Consider the following 18041-nt stretch of genomic DNA (forward strand, 5'->3'; position numbering starts at 1 on the left):
AATAAGGCGGATGGCGGCGGTTAGCCCCCATCCGTCAATGTCTCATGAAAAGATTGCCCTCCTCCCTGAGGACAAACGGGTGAGAATCAGAAACGCCAGGTCAGACCGGACATAAAGGTGAAGCTGTCATCACGATCAACCATCGGGCTATTTTTAATGTCATCCGGCAGTGCGCTATAGTTGGCGCTTGCCAGCAGCGTCAGGTTAGTGGTTAATGCGTATTTAGCGGACAGGCCAACATACGGTGTCCAGCTATCGCCTGGGGAATAGCTTGATAAACCACTACGACGGGACTCATTACCCGAAATGCCGTAGTAGTATTCATTGAATTTTTCGTCATAGTAGAGCACGCCAATTGATGGCGTCAGCGTCAGCTTGCCCATCGGCATTGGACGGAACAGTGAAACTTCCCCTACCCAGCCATTACTGTTGTCCAGCACATCCGCAGCGGCGGAGACTTTCACGCTACCCCATCTTTCATGGTGATACCACGCAGCACCCGCCATTGCAGTTGCGTCACGCTTATCCAGCGCTTTCATCGCGTGATCGTCATTGTCACCGGGATCAAACTCCAGCGGCATATAAGAGGCAGTAATACTAAATTCATTACTTTCACTCTTAGACAAAATATAACCTAGCGTTGTTTGCCTAAAATAAAATGATTCACTTTCATAACTGACAAGCGGTACTGCGTGAACATTATCATTATACCCGCGATAAGGTGATTCATTATATACAGCGCCAGCGCCAATAGAAAATTCTGCGGCAGTTGCACTCGCCATAAAAGAAAAGGCGAGCAGCGCCACAATATTGTGTTTAATTAACATGCCAACATTCCATTTTAAAATAAGCTACAAAGCGGGTGCATAATAATGCTTACAATTTCATCGGTGCAAGGTTCATATTTATATAGTAATATATATAAAATTATATATATTGGGCTTGGCGATGAATAAATTACAACTTAAACACCGGGAACTGAAGATTATTTCGGTAATTGCTGCCAGTGAAAATATCAGCCATGCCGCTACTGTTCTCGGCATTGCTCAGGCCAACGTAAGTAAGTATCTTGCTGATTTTGAATCAAAAGTTGGGCTAAAGGTATTTGACCGCACCACCAGACAACTGACCCTCACGCCGTTTGGTATTGCGTTACTTCCTTACATCAATGACATGTTAGACAGAAATGAGCAGTTAAATAATTTCATTGCTGATTATAAGCACGAGAAACGTGGCAAAGTAACGGTATATGCACCAACCGGAATTATTGCTTACTTATCGCAACATGTTATTGCAAAAATTATGGATATTGGCGATATCAGTCTGGTGCTAAAAACCTATAACCTGGATCGCAAAGCATTTTATGAAGGCGTCGACTTTCCTGACGATTGTGATATTTTACTTTCCTATGCTCATCCTAAAGATGAATCACTGGTCGCCAGTTTTATCACTAAATATGCGGTTATTGCTTTTGCCAGTCGGGAATATCTCACCAAGAATCCTATTAGTAGTCCTGATGAATTAGTTAACCATTCCTGCATTCTAATTGATTCTATGATGATTGATGATGCCAACATTTGGCGATTCAATTCTGCTGAAGACAAAAAGATGCGCGACTATCGTGTGACGGGAAATTACATCTGCGACAATACACAATCGGCACTGGCGCTGGCGCGTAACCATTTGGGGATTGTTTTTGCGCCAAATGAAAGTGTGCAAAAAGATTGTCGTTCCGAGATGCTGGTCCCGTGTTTCTCAGAACAACATGAATGGTGGCTGGATTTAGTGGCGATTTTCCGCAAGCGTGAATACCAGCCCTGGCGAGTGCAGTATATTCTCGATGCAATGCTCGCGGAGATACGTCAGCAGCTTGCTCAGGCGATACGACAGCCTGAGTAAGCGAATAGCCTGCGCTTAGTGGTCGAGATACAGGTAATGAACCCAACTGGTCATCCGCAGCAACACCTTGCGCATGACCGACACATGTTCGAAGTGATCAGAGTAAACGGCGACCTGCGCGTAGATCCCATCAGGCAACGCATTCACATCCGCATTGTCGTTCAGCTCAATCGTGGCGATTACCCCTTCCGAACCAGGCGTAGAGTTTAAAGATTGCAGTGCCCCGTTCGACTGGTATGTACCACCCGGTACTGCCGGACTAATGGCGGCCAGTTTACCGCTAAACACCTTACCCGGCAGGGCATTAAACACCACTTCCGCTTCATCGCCTGGCTCCAGTCGCAACAACGAGTTTTGACGGAACTGGGCGATAATTTGTCGTTTCTGATCCGGGATGAATACCATGACCGGGCGCATCGGCAGCGCGGCGGCATAGGTTCCTGGGCGCATCAGCACCTGAGTGACGTAACCATCGCTGGGCGCGCGAACCACGGTCTGGTCCAGGTTGAACTCTGCTTCCGCTAGCTGTGCTTTCAGGCTGGCAATTTGCGAATTCTCACCCAGTACCAGGCTGTCCAACTGGCTCTGAATTTGCTGTTGTTCTGCAACGGAGGATTTCACCGAAGCTTCCTGCGCCAGGTAGTTTTGGCGCGCCGCGTCGATATCGCGTTCAGAAAAAGGATTCACCTTCGCCTGACTCCCCTGCGCATAGCGCTGGTAATCTTTTGCCAGCTTGTCACGCGTGGCCTTTGCCCGCTGCGTGTTGGCTTTCATTTCGTCTAACTGCGCAACCAGAGCCTGCTCTTTATGCTGTGCGGTAACAATATCAGCCTTCAGGCGATCTACCCGCGCCTGATAACGCCCTGGATTAAGCTTAAACAGAACCTCGCCTTTTTTGATTAGCGTATTCTTCTTATCCGTCACTTCTGTCACTACACCCGTTACCTGCGGCACCACGGGAATAGAAATTACCGCTTTTTGTGCCTTAAATGTATACGGATGGTTATAATTCATCAGTAATATAAGTCCGCAAACAATGAATATACCGCCTAATGCCGCGGTAGGAACTGTCCATTTATTTACAGGAATTTTAAAAATTTTAAATATTGACCATGCACACGCCACATAGGTCAGAACAATCAGTAAATCCATCGATATTACTCCGCCGGAGAGGTCTTGGCCTCACCCAGTTTCTTTTCCAGATCCGCAACCCTTGCCTGAAGCTGGATCAGGGAAGAATCCGCGCTCTGCATGCCCCACCCGCGTTCCGGGCGATAAAGCGTTGCCCAGATCCATAAAAAGGGCCAAATAACATGTAAGGTAAACAAACTAACCCAACCCGCAACATGTATTGCGTCGGCATGAGGATGGTTACGTTTCTTTGCAATTAGATAGGGAATATCATGCAGAATAATAATCCCGTAAAAAATGACCAGGAATACAAAAATAAGCACTCCTAATGCAAAATAATTAAGGAACATATTTGCCTCAGGGATTTAAATTAAGGAATTCGGATGCAATTTGATTTAAACAATAGAGTTGATAATAGTATTGGAATGACCAGATTGGATGCAATTATCTTATTTATATAACGATATATGGGTTTATATATATAACACTTAAAGCCTGACAGTATGATGATGTTTTCCTGGAATAGAGCACGTTAATACCTGACCAGCTACCCTTGGCACAAAAATACTCTACGGACATACCTCTCTAAATGTTGATTTCTATACCTGAAACCAACTCATTTGTAACCAAATAGTTAATTTTGCCTACAATTTGTTAACCAAGATAATAATGTGCACAATAACTATATCTACTTGCAATGCCTGCTATTTTTTTACTCTTTTGATGTGCTATATACTCCTTTCACTTACAGTTCAGATGAAAAAAAATTACTCCACCTTTCCCCCATAAAAAATGTACTTATCCATCTAAATGGCTTAACCATAGTCATAACATTTAATAATGCAATATTATTATTTATATAGATGATGATTTCTTTTTGATTAAGAATTAGAAATATTTAATTTCATATTTCGCTGCATTTACACTAATAATGTGACAAACTTCAAATTTTCAACATTTATGTTCTTGCATGATACCTAATATAGGACTACTTACCTTGCTACCATGTTTTATCTACTTTTTATGGCAAATAGTTACAAGGAGTTTGTTATGTCCGTTGAGTTTATGGAAAAGCTAAATCAACTAGCTTCAAAAATAAAACAGCAATCTGGAGCTACTGAAACTGAGGAAGCAACAAAGAATGCTTTTGTTATGCCATTTATTAATAATGTACTTGGCTACGATGTTTTTGACCCTACAGAAGTTATTCCAGAATTCGTATGTGACGTAGGTACTAAAAAAGGCGAAAAAATAGACTATGCCATTCTAAAAAATGGTGAAGTTCAAATTCTAATTGAGTGCAAGAAAATTGGAGAACCTCTTAACATAAATCATGCCTCACAACTTTTTCGCTACTTTCATGTAACTAACGCCAGAATTTCAATACTAACGAATGGGCAGGAGTATAAGTTTTTCACTGACTTAGATGCTCCGAATAAAATGGATGAAAAACCATTTCTCGAGATCAATCTTCTTGATTTAGATGAAATGGTCATCCCTGAAATAAAGAAACTAACCAAATCAGCATTTGACCTCGAGTCGATACTGAATGCAGCTGGTGAATTAAAGTATGTGAGTTTAATAAAAAAACACCTTCATACGCAATTGAATAATCCTGAAGAAGATTTCGTAAAATTCTTTGCATCAAGAATATATGAAGGCATGTTGACACAGAAGGTTAGAGAAACATTTACGATACTAACTAAAAAAGCGTCGACTCAATATATCAACGCCCAAGTTAATGAAAGATTAAAATCAGCCATCGGTGGAAATGTAATTCAGATTCAGGAATCAACAAATCCGACGAACGAGACTGACACTCCTACTAACATTATAAAAGATGAGAGTGATATTATTACAACAATGGACGAACTTGAAGGGTTTCACATTGTTAAAGCGATAACTCGGACGGTAATTGATGCACCCAGGATAATGCACAGAGATACAAAAAGCTATTTTGGTATCTTAATAGATGACAATAATAGAAAACCACTTTGTCGACTTCATTTTAACCGAAATCAAAAATACATTGGAATATTCGATCTAGAGAAAAATGAAACTCGCCATCCAATTGAATCATTGGATGATATTTATAAATTCAGCACTGAGCTACAAGCTACAGCTGCATTATATAACTAATAGAGAATAGGCAGTATTAATACTGCCTATTTATACTATATTAAAACAGCCCCAGTGGTTTATCAGAGTAGCTCACTAACAGGCATTTGGTTTGCTGATAATGCTCAAGCATCATCTTATGCGTCTCGCGCCCGATACCCGACTGCTTGTAGCCGCCGAACGCCGCATGCGCCGGGTAAGCATGGTAACAGTTGGTCCAAACTCGCCCCGCCTGAATCCCACGCCCCATTTTGTAAGCCAGATTTCCGTTTCGACTCCAGACACCAGCGCCAAGCCCATATTGGGTGTCATTAGCGATTTCCAGCGCTTCCTCCATAGTTTTGAAGGTCGTGACGGCCAGCACCGGTCCGAAGATCTCCTCCTGGAAAACCCGCATGTTGTTCTTACCAAACAGAATAGTCGGTTCGAGGTAGTACCCCTCTTTTAACTCGCCATCCAGCTGCTTGCGCCGCCCGCCGGTGAGAACATCTGCCCCTTCTTTTTTACCAATGTCGATGTAATTCAGAATGGTTTCCAGTTGACCATGCGACACCTGCGCGCCCATTTGCGTCACGCTGTCTAACGGGTTGCCGCTACGGATACTTTCCACCCGACGTATGGCTCTTTCCATAAAACGTTCGTAAATGGATTCTTGTACCAGTGCCCGACTCGGGCAGGTACATACTTCGCCCTGGTTGAAGGCAAACAATGCAAAACCTTCCAGCGCTTTGTCAAAGAACGCATCTTCTTCATCCATCACGTCCGCGAAGAAGATATTGGGGGATTTCCCGCCCAGCTCCAGCGTGACAGGGATAATGTTCTGCGTGGCGTACTGCATGATCTGCTGCCCAACTTCCGTTGAGCCGGTAAACGCCACTTTTGCAATGCGTTTTGACGTCGCCAGATACTCACCGATTTCCCCACCCGCGCCGTTTACCACGTTCACCACGCCAGGCGGGAGCAGATCGCCGACAACTTCCATCAGCAACAACACGGACAGCGGCGTCAGGCGCGCAGGTTTAAGCACGACACAGTTACCGGCAGCCAGGGCGGGCGCCATCTTCCAACTGGCCATCAACAGCGGGAAGTTCCACGGGATAATTTGCCCCACCACGCCAAGAGGTTCATGGAAGTGATACGCCACGGTATCGCTATCAACTTCGCTTATTCCCCCTTCCTGTGCACGAATACAGGACGCGAAATAGCGGAAATGGTCAATCGCCAGCGGCACATCTGCCGCGCTGGTTTCACGGATGGGTTTACCGTTATCCCAGGTTTCAGCCGTCGCCAGCAGCTCCAGATTTTGCTCCATACGATCGGCAATTTTGAACAAAATCGCCGCCCTGTCCTGCACGGAAGTCTGCGCCCATTTGTCTTTTGCTTTGTGCGCGGCATCCAGTGCCAAATCGATGTCCTTTTTGCCGGAAGAGGCCACTTCGCACAGTAATTGCCCGGTTACCGGCGTCAGGTTTTGGTAATACTCACCGTCCACCGGTGCGATCCAGTCACCGCCGATAAAGTTATCGTATCGGGCTTTTAACTTCAGAGGGTAACCATACTCGCCGGGATAAATACGCGTTGAAGGGGGGTTATTGGTCATGACCGTCTCCTTGCTGTAGGGGTACTACAAGGGTAGACGGGGCTGGCGAATTATTCGCCAGCCTTTTACTGCTTTACGACAGGTATCACGAATTACATGGCAGCACGATAAATCGCCATGATTTCTTCATGTGTCGCCTGAATCGGGTTAGTGAAACCACAGGCATCTTTCAGGGCATTAGTCGCCAGAACGGCAAAATCTTCTTCTTTCACGTTCAGCTCACGCAGCCCAGCCGGAATATTCACTTTCTGCGCCAGTTCGCGGATCGCCGCGATGCAGGCTTCTGCCCCTTGCTCTTCGCTCAGACCAGCAACGTTCACACCCATTGCCGAGGCGCAATCGCGCAGGCGGGCGGCAGCAACTTTGCTATTAAATACCTGTACGTGCGGCAGCAGTACGGCATTACATACTCCGTGTGGCAGATCGTAGAAGCCACCCAGCTGGTGCGCCATCGCATGCACGTAGCCAAGAGAGGCATTGTTAAAGGCCATGCCTGCGAGGAACTGCGCATAGGCCATGGCTTCGCGCGCCTGAGCATTGCCGCCCTCTTCCACGGCGACCGGCAGGTTTTCCGCAATCATGGTGACAGCTTTAAGCGCGCACGCATCGGTAATGGGGGTCGCAGCAATAGAAACATAGGCTTCGATAGCGTGAGTCAGCGCATCCATACCGGTAGCCGCCGTCAGAGACTTCGGCATACCGACCATCAGCGAGGAGTCATTGACGGACAGCAGCGGTGTAACATGCTTATCCACAATCGCCATTTTAATGTGGCGTACTTCATCAGTGATGATGCAGAAGCGGGTCATTTCAGATGCCGTACCCGCCGTGGTGTTGATGGCGATCATCGGCAGCTGCGGTTTTGCAGAGCGGTCTACGCCTTCGTAGTCACGAATATCGCCACCATTAGCCGCCACCAGCGCAATGCCCTTCGCACAATCATGAGGAGAGCCGCCACCGAGAGAAATAACGCTATCACAGTCATTTTCTTTCAGCATTTTCAGGCCAGCGGCAACGTTACTGGTCGTGGGGTTAGGATGCGTACCATCGTAAATTACGCTGGAAATATCATGTTCCTGTAGCGCTTTTTGAATATCGCCAGCCATACCTAATTTCGTCAGCATGGCATCCGTAACAATCAGCGTACGGCGAAAACCATATTCCGCCATTGTATTCATTGCGTCTTTTAATGCGTCAGCGCCGATTACATTCACGGAAGGAATAAAAAATGTTGAAGCAGCCACTGTACGATCCTTAATTACTCTAAAGAGGTAGGAAGCATACGAGTGAAATTTCCAACAAAATATGATCGTGGTTGTTATTTTAATAACACTTACAATTAAAAAGCACATTAGGTTCATAATCTAATGTGCTTATTTCAATCAACATCTATTTTGTATTAATTCATTTAATCCATGAATTAATTGTTTCATTATTTTTCAGGGAACAGCAACGCATCGCGTAATAAATGATCATTTCCCCGACGGCGAGTAAAACCAATGCGGTCAAAATATTCCAGAATTTGGATAGCCAATTTGCGCCCAACGTTAAGCCTGTCGCGAAAATCGGCGGCACATGTCGATCCCCTTTCCTGATCCAGTTCGCGGATCATATTGGCAAAGGCCACAATCCGATCGTTACGGTAATAACGATCTTTCACGATCGCGGTAATGATGCCTTGCTGTGCCGCTTGTCGTAACGCCACACGCATCATCTGTTCATCCGTTCCCGTCTGTTTTGCCAAATCGCGCACCCACCACGGCTCATCGCCAAAAAGTGGTTCTACTTTTTGCCAGATTGCCAACTGCTCATCGCTGAAACCCGCCTTATGTTCCGGCAAATGCAACCAGCCATGATGGCTATGAATAGCGCCACTCTCGCGCATCTTTTCAATTAGCAGCAATACCAGCGCTTCGTCTTCCATCGGCAAAGCCATACGGCGCAGGCGCTCGCGCCCGGGCCCTGGTTCATCACGGTGCTGCTCATGGTAGGTCGCCAGCGTATCGAGAACTTTCCGCTGCCAGCGCGCGGCAACAGGGGCATTCAACAGGCTGTATCCCGCCTGAATAAATCCATGTTGCTCAATCAACGGACGCATACCGTTGCCATTGAGCTGACGCGCCCAGGCAAAGTCAGGAATATTCACCGCCCCACGCGCCAGGTGCAGCGCCAGAGCGTCACCGTCAGTCTGCGCGTTTTCCAGCGCCGACAGCCACTGTAAATATTCCGGCTTACGCTTTCCGCGTCGCGGCGGATTAAGCGTCACAACACGTGCACCTGCCAGCGTTGTGCGGGCAGAAATATCACGCAGCACCAGACGGTCGTTATCGGCAAGCCAGAGTGGTGTATCAAACACCAGTTCAGCTAGTGTCCCTTCAAGCAGAGAGATACGCCCGGTAACATGGCTAGCCGCGTGGTGAATATGCAACGGTTGCCACTGCATCAGCGGCGCGGCATGTTCTAAAGAAACAATCACGCGGGTAAAAGCCTCTGGCGGCGCATCGGAAAGCAGCCAATCGCCGCGGTTTAGTTCTTCTTTTTGTGCATCACCGGCAATATTCAGCGCAATACGTTGTCCCGCTTGCGCGCGGTCGGTGGCCTGATTTTGTGCATGCAGGCTACGTACGCGCATCGGTTTGTTGACGCCCGTGAGCCACAGCGTGTCACCGACATTCACTTCACCGCTGAGCGCCGTCCCGGTCACCACCAGCCCTGCGCCTTTGACCGTAAAGGCGCGGTCAATCGCCAGGCGGAAGCTGTGATCGCGGGCATGCTCGCGCGACGTTAATTGCAACAAATGGTCACGCAGTTCCTCTATGCCACGGCCTTCATTGGCCGCAGTGACGAAAAGCACCGACTCCGCGAAACCATAATTCCCCAGCGTGGCCTGAATCTCCGCACGTACCTCTTCAATTCTTGCTTCGTCTACGCGGTCGGCTTTCGTGAGTGCCACGGTGATCTGCGGATTGCCCGTCAGCTGCAGAATTTGCAAATGCTCACGGGTTTGCGCCATTACGCCATCATCACACGCCACCACCAGCAACGCGTGATCGATGCCGCCGACCCCCGCCAGCATGTTGGACAGAAACTTTTCGTGTCCAGGAACGTCGATAAACCCCAGCACCCGCCCATCCGGCTGCGGCCAGTAGGCATAGCCGAGATCGATGGTCATGCCGCGCTTTTTTTCTTCCGGCAGACGGTCGGCATTCACACCGGTAATCGCCTGTAATAACGTTGTTTTTCCGTGGTCAACGTGTCCGGCGGTTGCAATAATCATTTCAGCATCATCTCCATAAACCGGGTCTCGTCTTCAAGGCAGCGCAGATCCAGCCATAAGCGGCCATCATAAATTCGCCCAATAACCGGCACGGGCAGCGTACGCCAACGGGCTGCCAACGCTTCAAGGCGGCTCCCGCGCCCGTCATGTGGGGTAAAGGTTAGCGCCGCGCTGGGCAGCCTATCAACAGGTAGTGAGCCGCTGCCAATCTGCGACAGGCAAGGCATCACATTCAGGGCGAACTCATCACCGTAATGCTCTGCAAGCTGTGCCTGTAATTGCTGTGCCTGCGCGTGGATCGCTTCTTGTGAGCGGGTGAGCTGGCGCAATGTGGGCAACTTCTCCGCCAGTGCTTCCGGGTGCAGATAGAGCCGTAGCGTAGCTTCCAGCGCAGCCAGTGTCATTTTATCTGCCCGTAATGCGCGTTTCAGCGGATGGCTCTGCAAACGAGCGATCATCTCTTTTTTACCGACAATTATCCCTGCCTGCGGCCCGCCCAGCAGTTTATCGCCGGAGAAACTCACCAGACTGACGCCAGCGGCAATCAGTTGCTGCGGCATCGGCTCCTGCGGCAAACCATACTGGCTGAGATCGACCAGCGAACCACTGCCCAGATCCGCCACCACCGGTACATCCAGTTCCTGCCCAATTACGGCCAGCTCCGCCTCATCCACCGACTTTGTGAAGCCTTCAATGCTGTAATTACTGGTATGCACTTTCATCAGCAGACCGGTGTTTTCATTCACCGCCTGGCGGTAATCTTTCGCATGGGTCCGGTTGGTGGTCCCCACCTCACGCAAAATGCATCCGGCCTGACACATGACGTCCGGAATACGAAACGCGCCGCCAATTTCCACCAGCTCGCCGCGAGAAACAACCACCTCTTTGCCGTTCGCCGTGGCGGCCAGCATCAGTAGAACAGCTGCCGCATTGTTATTGACGATACAGGCATCTTCCGCCCCCGTCAGACGGCAGAGTAAATCCGCCAGGGCCCGATCCCGATGTCCCCGCCCGGCATCATCCAGACTATATTCCAGCGTCACCGGCGTGCGCATCGCCTGTACCACCGCTTCAATTGCTTCTTCGGCCTGCGACGCGCGCCCAAGGTTGGTATGCAGCACCGTTCCGGTCAGGTTAATCACCGGGCGTAGCGCGCTTTGCGATTCTCGTTCAAGCCGGGCGCTGGCTTCTTGCGCCCAGTCCTCACACCATTCCGGGAGCGCGTGCGTGTCGCGAATAGCGTCTCTGGCTTCATCGAGCATGTGACGCAGCAGGTCAACCACCCGGGTATGGCCGTGAGATTCACGTAAGGCTGGGAAGGCGCTATCGCGCAATAAACGATCGATAGCAGGAAGCTGGCTGTAGAGTGAACGCATGTCGGTTGTCATGAAAGGGCCTGGCTGTTGGTGGCCCTCTCCACCGTGGAGAGGGATATCGATATAGGAAGGATTGTACCGTGACTTTGCTCAGGCGGACATAATACGCATCAAGCCTTTGGCGGTTCTGTACGGGCAAAACTCTCGCGTTGAAAGAGCGTTTCCACCAGTTTGACCAGACGGGGGCGATCAACACACCAGCCAGGCGCAACCCGACGGAAATTGAGATAACCGACGGCGCAGGCAATCGCAATGGTTGCCAGGTTAACCGTATCCGTTTTCAGCGTACCATCCGCCAGATAGCCTTCCAGCACATCCAGACTACGGGTGATCTTCTCACGCTGACGTAACAATTCAGTTTCTGACTGCTGCGCGGCAGGGCGAGCCTGTTCGCGCACCGAAACTAAACCGGCATCCATAATGCCGTCTGCCAACGCTTCCAACTGGCGTACCTTCAGCGCAGCCAGCGGATCACGCGGCAGCATGGCTGGTGCAATATCCAGTAGCTCTATATATTCCGCAATGATAGGAGAATCAAACCAATACTCGCCCGCATCGGTGACCAACGCGGGTACTTTACCTAACGGGTTATAGCGCGCCACGCCGCTATCCGCGTTATAGGGGAGTTCATTCACAAATTCGAAGGTGATGCCCTTTTCCAGTAACAGAATAGAAATTTTACGCACAAAAGGGCTGGTATAGCTGCCAATGAGTTTCATGCCGGGTCCTTTTTGCCAACAAAAAAGCGGTGCCCAACGATAGTGGGACACCGCTTAGTATGGCTCAGGTCACTGAAAATGGCAGGTGATGGCAGTCTCAATGATCCAAATAAAGGTAATGCATCCAACTGGTCATGCGCAGCAGTACTTTACGCATTACCGACACGTGGGCGAAATGGTCGGAATAGACTGCAACCTGAGCATAGATACCGTCCGGCAGCGCATCCACATCGGCATTCGGATCCAGCTCAATAGTGGCCAGCACGCCATCGGTACCCGGCACCACCGTTAAGGACTGTAATGCGCCCTGCGCCTGATAAGAACCGCCCGGAACGACCGGAAGAATACTGGTCAGCTTGCCGGTGAAAACCTGGCCAGGCAGCGCATTAAACACCACTTCCGCTTCATCGCCCGGTTTAAGGCGCAGCAGCGAGTTCTGGCGGAATTGCGCCACGATTTGCCGTTTTTGCTCAGGAATAAACACCATTACCGGACGCAAAGGTAATGCTGCTGCGTAAGTCCCCGGACGAATTAAAATCTGCGTGGCATAACCGTTGCTGGGGGCACGAACTACCGTCTGTTCAAGATTGTATTTAGCCTCGGCAAGCTGGGCACGTAGGGACGCAACCTGAGATTGCTCACCGTTGACCATACTGTCTAATTGGCTCTGTATCTGCGTCTGTTCTGCAACAGAGCCTTTGACCAGCGCATCCTGTGCCAGATAGTTTTGCCGGGCGTTATCGATATCGCTTTCAGAGAACGGATTAACCTTCGCCTGACTGCCTTTCAAATAGCGTTGATAATCTTTATACAGACGGTCACGTTCAGCAGATACACGGGTGGTATTGGCGACCGCTTCCGACAACTGTGCTTTCAGGTTGTCGATGTTGTGCGTAGCGGTAACCAGATCAGCCTGCAGCCTGTCGACACGCGCCTGATACCGTACCGGATCGAGCTTAAACAGCACATCGCCTTTTTTAATTAGCTGATTATTTTTATCCGTTACCTCACTAACAATTCCTGTGACTTGCGGAGTGACCGGAATTGAAATAACCGCTTTTTGCGCCGTAAAGGTATATGGGTGGTTATAGTTCATTAATAAAATCAATCCCGCAACAATGAACACCCCACCTAATGCAGCGGTAGCAAGCGTCCATTGGTTTACCGGAATACGGAATATTTTAAAGATGGCCCAGGCAAAGGCCACATAGGTCAGGACTATCAACAAATCCATGATTAAATCTCCGGAAAGGTGGAGTTATCGGTTTTTTTCTCCCCATCCAGTCTTTTTTCCAACTGGGTGATTCGCGCTGCCAGCGCGGCAATCTCAGGGTCTGACTCCTTTCCGGTCGGTGTGATGTGTGACTGCATTCCCCATCCCTTTTCAGGCTGGTAGAGCGTGGCCCAGATCCACAGGAACGGCCAAATAACATGAAGAGTGAACAAGCTCACCCATCCTGCAGTATGGATGGCATCGGCATGGGGATGGTTGCGCTTCTTAGCCATGTTATAGGGGATATCGTGGATGGCGATGATTCCATAAAACAGAACCAGAAATACGAAAATCAGCACGCCCAACGCGAAATAATTTAGAAACATACCTGCCTCGAATTCACGCTAATTAGAGTTTTTTTATGCCGGCAGCCGTATGCACCCTGGCTGATGTTTTGAACATAACTGGAGTTAAGGGTTTTTGCCATACCACAAAATAAATATTTTTTCTGGTGAGAAATTGCTTTGTTTTGCAATAAAAAATGTCGGGGGTAGAACCTGCCGCAGATCACATCTGATAAATTTCAGATGAAAATACTTTGCGATTCACATCACAAAAATCCAACAAACAAGGAAAGCAAAAATGTGAACCACTTCACATTTAATCCTCATTTTCAGCTAATTATTGCACTACGATGTTTTTTTGTACGGGTATTTTGTGATTAAAATCACATTAACTAACGCCATACACCCTATATTTACGTGACGAACGTCACATAAAAGGCCGTCGACTGGACAGTTGAACGATTCAGTGCCAGATTTCGCAGTATCTACAGGGTCCGGCTACCTCCTGCCGCTACATTAACAAACCTCGGGCTTTCAGCCTGCGTGATAGCAAACATAAGAAGGGGTGTTTTTATGTCATCCGATATTAAGATCAAGGTGCAAAGCTTTGGTCGATTCCTCAGCAACATGGTGATGCCAAATATCGGCGCGTTTATCGCGTGGGGTATTATCACCGCATTATTCATTCCGACAGGGTGGTTGCCGAACGAAACGCTGGCGAAGCTGGTCGGCCCGATGATCACCTATCTGCTGCCGCTACTGATCGGTTATACCGGTGGTAAACTGGTTGGCGGCGAGCGTGGCGGCGTAGTTGGTGCAATCACCACCATGGGCGTTATCGTCGGTGCGGACATGCCAATGTTCCTCGGCGCGATGATTGCAGGTCCACTGGGCGGCTGGGCGATCAAACACTTCGACAACTGGGTAGACGGTAAGATCAAATCCGGTTTTGAGATGCTGGTGAATAACTTCTCCGCTGGCATCATCGGTATGATCCTCGCCATTCTGGCATTCCTTGGCATTGGTCCATTGGTTGAAGCACTGTCCAAAATTCTGGCGGCAGGCGTTAACTTCATGGTTGTCCATGACATGCTGCCGCTGGCATCGATTTTCGTTGAACCGGCGAAAATCCTGTTCCTCAACAACGCCATTAACCACGGTATTTTCTCACCGCTGGGTATTCAGCAGTCCCATGAGATGGGCAAATCCATCTTCTTCCTGATTGAAGCTAACCCAGGTCCGGGTATGGGCGTGCTGCTGGCGTACATGTTCTTCGGTCGCGGCAGCGCTAAGCAGTCTGCAGGCGGCGCGGCTATCATCCACTTCCTGGGTGGTATCCACGAAATTTACTTCCCGTACGTGCTGATGAACCCGCGCCTGATCCTGGCCGTTATTCTCGGCGGTATGACTGGCGTATTTACCCTGACTATCCTGAACGGCGGTCTGGTTTCTCCGGCGTCTCCGGGTTCTATCCTGGCCGTGCTGGCAATGACACCTAAGGGAGCTTACTTCGCTAACATCGCTGCTATCTGTGCGGCTATGGCAGTCTCCTTTGTGGTCTCAGCCATTCTGCTGAAAACCAGCAAAGTGAAAGAAGATGATGACATTGATGCCGCAACCCGTCGTATGCACGACATGAAAGCGGAATCCAAAGGCGCATCTCCGCTGGCGGCTGGCGATGTAACCAACGATTTGAGCCATGTGCGTAAAATCATCGTTGCCTGCGATGCCGGTATGGGTTCCAGCGCCATGGGTGCGGGCGTACTACGTAAGAAAGTGCAGGATGCAGGGCTGTCTCAGATTTCCGTCACTAACAGCGCGATTAACAATCTGCCGCCGGATGTGGATCTGGTCATTACCCACCGTGACCTGACCGAACGCGCGATGCGCCAGGTGCCTCAGGCACAGCACATTTCGCTGACCAACTTCCTCGACAGCGGTCTGTACTCCAACCTGACCGAACGTCTGGTCGCTGCGCAGCGCCACAACGTGAACGAGGAGAAAGTTCGCGACCACCTGAAAGACAGCTTTGAAGAGGGTGATACCCACCTGTTCAAACTGGGTGCGGAGAACATCTTCCTTGGCCGTAAAGCGGCTAACAAAGAAGAAGCGATTCGCTTTGCTGGTGAGCAACTGGTGAAAGGCGGTTACGTTGAGCCAGAATACGTCGAGGCGATGCTGGACCGCGAAAAACTGACCCCGACTTACCTGGGTGAGTCCATCGCAGTACCGCACGGTACGGTTGAAGCCAAAGACCGCGTGCTGAAAACCGGTGTGGTGTTCTGCCAGTACCCGGAAGGCGTTCGCTTCGGTGAAGAAGAAGACGATATTGCCCGTCTGGTTATTGGTATCGCAGCGCGTAACAACGAGCACATCCAGGTGATTACCAGCCTGACCAACGCTCTGGATGATGAATCCGTGATCGAACGTCTGGCCCATACCACCAGCGTGGATGAAGTTCTGGAACTGCTGGCAGGTCGTAAGTAAGCGTTATTGCCCGGTGGCGATCACGCTTACCGGGCCTACAAAATCCTCTCCCTTGTGGAGAGGGTTAGGTTGAGGGGAAATCAATGCAGTCCCTCACCCCAGCCCTCTTGGGTAAAAACATTAATGAAGGTTAATACTATGAAAGCATTACATTTTGGCGCAGGTAATATCGGTCGTGGCTTTATCGGCAAACTGCTGGCGGACGCGGGGATACAGCTGACGTTCGCGGATGTAAATCAGGTCGTGCTCGATGCCCTGAATGCCCGTCATAGCTATCAGGTTCATGTCGTGGGTGAAAATGAGCAGGTTGATACCGTCTCCGGCGTCAACGCTGTAAGCAGCATCGGCGATGATGTTGTTGAACTGATTGCCCACGTAGATTTAGTCACTACCGCCGTCGGTCCGGTTGTACTTGAGCGTATCGCTCCAGCCATCGCCAAAGGACTGGTTAAACGCAAGGCGCAGGGCATCGCTACTCCACTAAATATTATCGCTTGTGAAAACATGGTGCGCGGAACGACCCAGTTGAAAGGCCATGTAATGAACGCGTTAGCAGATGAAGATAAAGCCTGGGTTGAAGAACATGTTGGCTTTGTCGATTCTGCCGTGGACCGCATTGTTCCGCCTTCAGCTTCAGCAACCAACGATCCGCTGGAAGTTACCGTCGAAACCTTCAGTGAGTGGATTGTCGACAAAACACAGTTCAAAGGTGAACTGCCAAATATCCCAGGAATGGAATTAACTGATAACCTGATGGCATTTGTCGAACGTAAACTCTTCACGCTGAACACCGGGCATGCTATAACCGCGTACCTCGGAAAATTGACCGGTCATCAGACCATCCGTGACGCGATTCTCGACGAGAAAATCCGCGCAGTGGTAAAAGGTGCGATGGAAGAGAGCGGCGCGGTACTGATCAAACGCTATGGCTTTGATGCAGCAAAACATGCGGCATACATTCAGAAAATCCTCGGTCGTTTTGAAAACCCGTATCTGAAAGATGACGTTGAGCGCGTGGGTCGTCAGCCGCTGCGTAAGCTGAGCGCAGGCGACCGCCTGATTAAACCACTGCTGGGTACGCTGGAATATGGTTTGCCGCATGCGAATCTGGTTACCGGTATTGCGGCAGCGATGCACTATCGCAGCGAAGAAGATCCGCAGGCACAGGAACTGGCCGCGCTGATTGACGAAAAAGGTCCACAGGCCGCGCTGGCGCAAGTTTCCGGGCTGGATGCCAATAGTGATGTCGTGCTTGAGGCTGTTAACGCGTATAACGCAAAGAAATGATGCAGGACCTGGCGCAGGATATCCTGCGCCTGAATAATAGATTGTCAGATATGCAGGCAATAATGGAACAAACGCAGGCCTTTGAAAATCGTGTGCTTGAGCGTCTGAATGCTGGCAAAACCGTACGCAGCTTCCTCATCACCGCCGTAGAACTGCTCACCGAGGCGGTGAATATCCTTGTGCTTCAGGTATTTCGCAAAGACGACTATGCGGTGAAATACGCCGTAGAACCGCTGCTCGACGGCGATGGTCCGTTGGGCGATCTTTCCGTTCGTCTGAAGTTAATCTACGGCCTGGGCGTACTCAGTCGCCCGGAGTACGAAGATGCGGAGCTGCTGATGGCGCTGCGGGAGGAGCTGAATCACGACGGCAACGAATACGCATTCACCGACGACGAAATTCTTGGACCGTTTGGTGAACTTCACTGCGTGACGGCACTCCCGCCGCCACCCCAGTTTGATACCTCAGACTCTGGTTTGCATGCCATGCAGATCCAGCGTTACCAGCAGATGGTACGATCCACCATGGTCCTTTCCCTGACCGAGCTGATTTCTAAAATCAGCTTAAAAAAAGCCTTTCAAAAATAAGAC

The 18041-nt window shown here is 49.7% G+C and carries 15 protein-coding genes; 5 read left to right on the forward strand and 10 right to left on the reverse strand.

All coding sequences use genetic code 11. From position 1 onward, the window contains the following. Positions 1 to 86: 86 nt before the first annotated feature. Positions 87 to 827, reverse strand: coding sequence for a MipA/OmpV family protein (locus tag SK38_RS21170; RefSeq protein ID WP_008786446.1), 741 nt, complete (start codon positions 825 to 827; stop codon positions 87 to 89). Positions 828 to 948: 121 nt separating this feature from the next. On the opposite strand from SK38_RS21170, the gene SK38_RS21175 reads away from it, so the two are divergent. Continuing rightward, the gene (locus SK38_RS21175) at positions 949 to 1899 is read left to right on the forward strand and encodes a LysR family transcriptional regulator (protein WP_020996058.1); all 951 of its coding nucleotides are present in this window, start codon (positions 949 to 951) and stop codon (positions 1897 to 1899) included. A 15-nt stretch (positions 1900 to 1914) separates the two neighbouring features. Here SK38_RS21175 and SK38_RS21180 read toward each other — a convergent pair whose 3' ends face one another. Together SK38_RS21180 and SK38_RS21185 are read right to left on the reverse strand one after the other, a co-directional pair. After that, the gene (locus SK38_RS21180; RefSeq protein ID WP_003827345.1) at positions 1915 to 3051 is read right to left on the reverse strand and encodes an HlyD family secretion protein; all 1137 of its coding nucleotides are present in this window, start codon (positions 3049 to 3051) and stop codon (positions 1915 to 1917) included. Between the two features lie 5 nt (positions 3052 to 3056). Further along, positions 3057 to 3380 carry a DUF3302 domain-containing protein gene (locus SK38_RS21185; RefSeq protein WP_003024200.1) on the reverse strand — a complete coding sequence of 108 codons (324 nt, stop codon included), beginning with the start codon at positions 3378 to 3380 and terminating at the stop codon, positions 3057 to 3059. A gap of 700 nt (positions 3381 to 4080) precedes the next feature. Here SK38_RS21185 and SK38_RS21190 point away from each other — a divergent pair. Further along, entirely contained in the window at positions 4081 to 5169 is a 1089-nt protein-coding gene (locus SK38_RS21190; RefSeq protein WP_048236998.1) for a type I restriction endonuclease, read from the forward strand. 40 nt (positions 5170 to 5209) lie between these two features. Here the strand turns inward: SK38_RS21190 and aldB are convergent, their stop codons facing one another. The 7 genes from aldB to SK38_RS21225 all read right to left on the reverse strand — a co-directional run bounded on the left by aldB (position 5210) and on the right by SK38_RS21225 (position 13719). Then, positions 5210 to 6748 carry an aldehyde dehydrogenase AldB gene (gene aldB / locus SK38_RS21195; RefSeq protein WP_008786449.1) on the reverse strand — a complete coding sequence of 513 codons (1539 nt, stop codon included), beginning with the start codon at positions 6746 to 6748 and terminating at the stop codon, positions 5210 to 5212. A 92-nt stretch (positions 6749 to 6840) separates the two neighbouring features. Further along, entirely contained in the window at positions 6841 to 7992 is a 1152-nt protein-coding gene (gene yiaY, locus SK38_RS21200) for an L-threonine dehydrogenase (RefSeq protein ID WP_008786450.1), read from the reverse strand. A 188-nt stretch (positions 7993 to 8180) separates the two neighbouring features. Beyond that, positions 8181 to 10025 (reverse strand): selenocysteine-specific translation elongation factor, encoded by a 1845-nt coding sequence (gene selB, locus SK38_RS21205; RefSeq protein WP_048236999.1) that lies wholly within the window; start codon positions 10023 to 10025, stop codon positions 8181 to 8183. After that, a complete protein-coding gene (selA, locus tag SK38_RS21210) occupies positions 10022 to 11413 on the reverse strand; it encodes an L-seryl-tRNA(Sec) selenium transferase (RefSeq protein WP_048237000.1) in 1392 nt (463 codons plus the stop codon). The genes selB and selA overlap by 4 nt, the downstream gene beginning before the upstream one ends. A gap of 98 nt (positions 11414 to 11511) precedes the next feature. After that, positions 11512 to 12120, reverse strand: coding sequence for a glutathione S-transferase (locus SK38_RS21215; protein ID WP_008786453.1), 609 nt, complete (start codon positions 12118 to 12120; stop codon positions 11512 to 11514). Positions 12121 to 12217: 97 nt separating this feature from the next. Then, on the reverse strand, positions 12218 to 13354 hold the full coding sequence (locus tag SK38_RS21220; RefSeq protein WP_003827339.1) for an HlyD family secretion protein: 1137 nt from the start codon (positions 13352 to 13354) through the stop codon (positions 12218 to 12220). 2 nt (positions 13355 to 13356) lie between these two features. Further along, positions 13357 to 13719, reverse strand: a complete 363-nt coding sequence (locus tag SK38_RS21225) for a DUF3302 domain-containing protein (RefSeq protein WP_003827338.1) — start codon at positions 13717 to 13719, stop codon at positions 13357 to 13359. Between the two features lie 531 nt (positions 13720 to 14250). Between SK38_RS21225 and mtlA the strand changes: the two genes are divergently transcribed. From mtlA to mtlR, 3 genes are all read left to right on the forward strand, one after another. After that, positions 14251 to 16164: a PTS mannitol transporter subunit IICBA gene (mtlA, locus tag SK38_RS21230; protein WP_008786455.1), complete on the forward strand. Its 1914-nt coding sequence runs from the start codon at positions 14251 to 14253 to the stop codon at positions 16162 to 16164. 138 nt (positions 16165 to 16302) lie between these two features. Continuing rightward, a complete protein-coding gene (gene mtlD / locus SK38_RS21235; RefSeq protein ID WP_020996057.1) occupies positions 16303 to 17451 on the forward strand; it encodes a mannitol-1-phosphate 5-dehydrogenase in 1149 nt (382 codons plus the stop codon). After that, positions 17451 to 18038: a mannitol operon repressor MtlR gene (mtlR, locus tag SK38_RS21240; RefSeq protein WP_003024179.1), complete on the forward strand. Its 588-nt coding sequence runs from the start codon at positions 17451 to 17453 to the stop codon at positions 18036 to 18038. Before mtlD ends, mtlR begins: the two co-directional genes overlap by 1 nt. Positions 18039 to 18041 lie beyond the last annotated feature (3 nt).

The sequence above is a fragment of the Citrobacter sp. MGH110 genome (genome assembly GCF_001037515.1).
GTDB lineage: Bacteria > Pseudomonadota > Gammaproteobacteria > Enterobacterales > Enterobacteriaceae > Citrobacter > Citrobacter portucalensis.

Coding starts and splice junctions, on each gene's coding strand:
- mtlR (WP_003024179.1), top strand. CDS start 17,451: ATGCAGGACCTGGCGCAGGATATCCTGCGCCTGAATAATAGATTGTCA.
- selB (WP_048236999.1), bottom strand. CDS start 10,025: ATGATTATTGCAACCGCCGGACACGTTGACCACGGAAAAACAACGTTA.
- SK38_RS21190 (WP_048236998.1), top strand. CDS start 4,081: ATGTCCGTTGAGTTTATGGAAAAGCTAAATCAACTAGCTTCAAAAATA.
- aldB (WP_008786449.1), bottom strand. CDS start 6,748: ATGACCAATAACCCCCCTTCAACGCGTATTTATCCCGGCGAGTATGGT.
- SK38_RS21185 (WP_003024200.1), bottom strand. CDS start 3,380: ATGTTCCTTAATTATTTTGCATTAGGAGTGCTTATTTTTGTATTCCTG.
- SK38_RS21180 (WP_003827345.1), bottom strand. CDS start 3,051: ATGGATTTACTGATTGTTCTGACCTATGTGGCGTGTGCATGGTCAATA.
- SK38_RS21220 (WP_003827339.1), bottom strand. CDS start 13,354: ATGGATTTGTTGATAGTCCTGACCTATGTGGCCTTTGCCTGGGCCATC.
- mtlD (WP_020996057.1), top strand. CDS start 16,303: ATGAAAGCATTACATTTTGGCGCAGGTAATATCGGTCGTGGCTTTATC.
- SK38_RS21225 (WP_003827338.1), bottom strand. CDS start 13,719: ATGTTTCTAAATTATTTCGCGTTGGGCGTGCTGATTTTCGTATTTCTG.
- selA (WP_048237000.1), bottom strand. CDS start 11,413: ATGACAACCGACATGCGTTCACTCTACAGCCAGCTTCCTGCTATCGAT.
- SK38_RS21170 (WP_008786446.1), bottom strand. CDS start 827: ATGTTAATTAAACACAATATTGTGGCGCTGCTCGCCTTTTCTTTTATG.
- SK38_RS21215 (WP_008786453.1), bottom strand. CDS start 12,120: ATGAAACTCATTGGCAGCTATACCAGCCCTTTTGTGCGTAAAATTTCT.
- mtlA (WP_008786455.1), top strand. CDS start 14,251: ATGTCATCCGATATTAAGATCAAGGTGCAAAGCTTTGGTCGATTCCTC.
- SK38_RS21175 (WP_020996058.1), top strand. CDS start 949: ATGAATAAATTACAACTTAAACACCGGGAACTGAAGATTATTTCGGTA.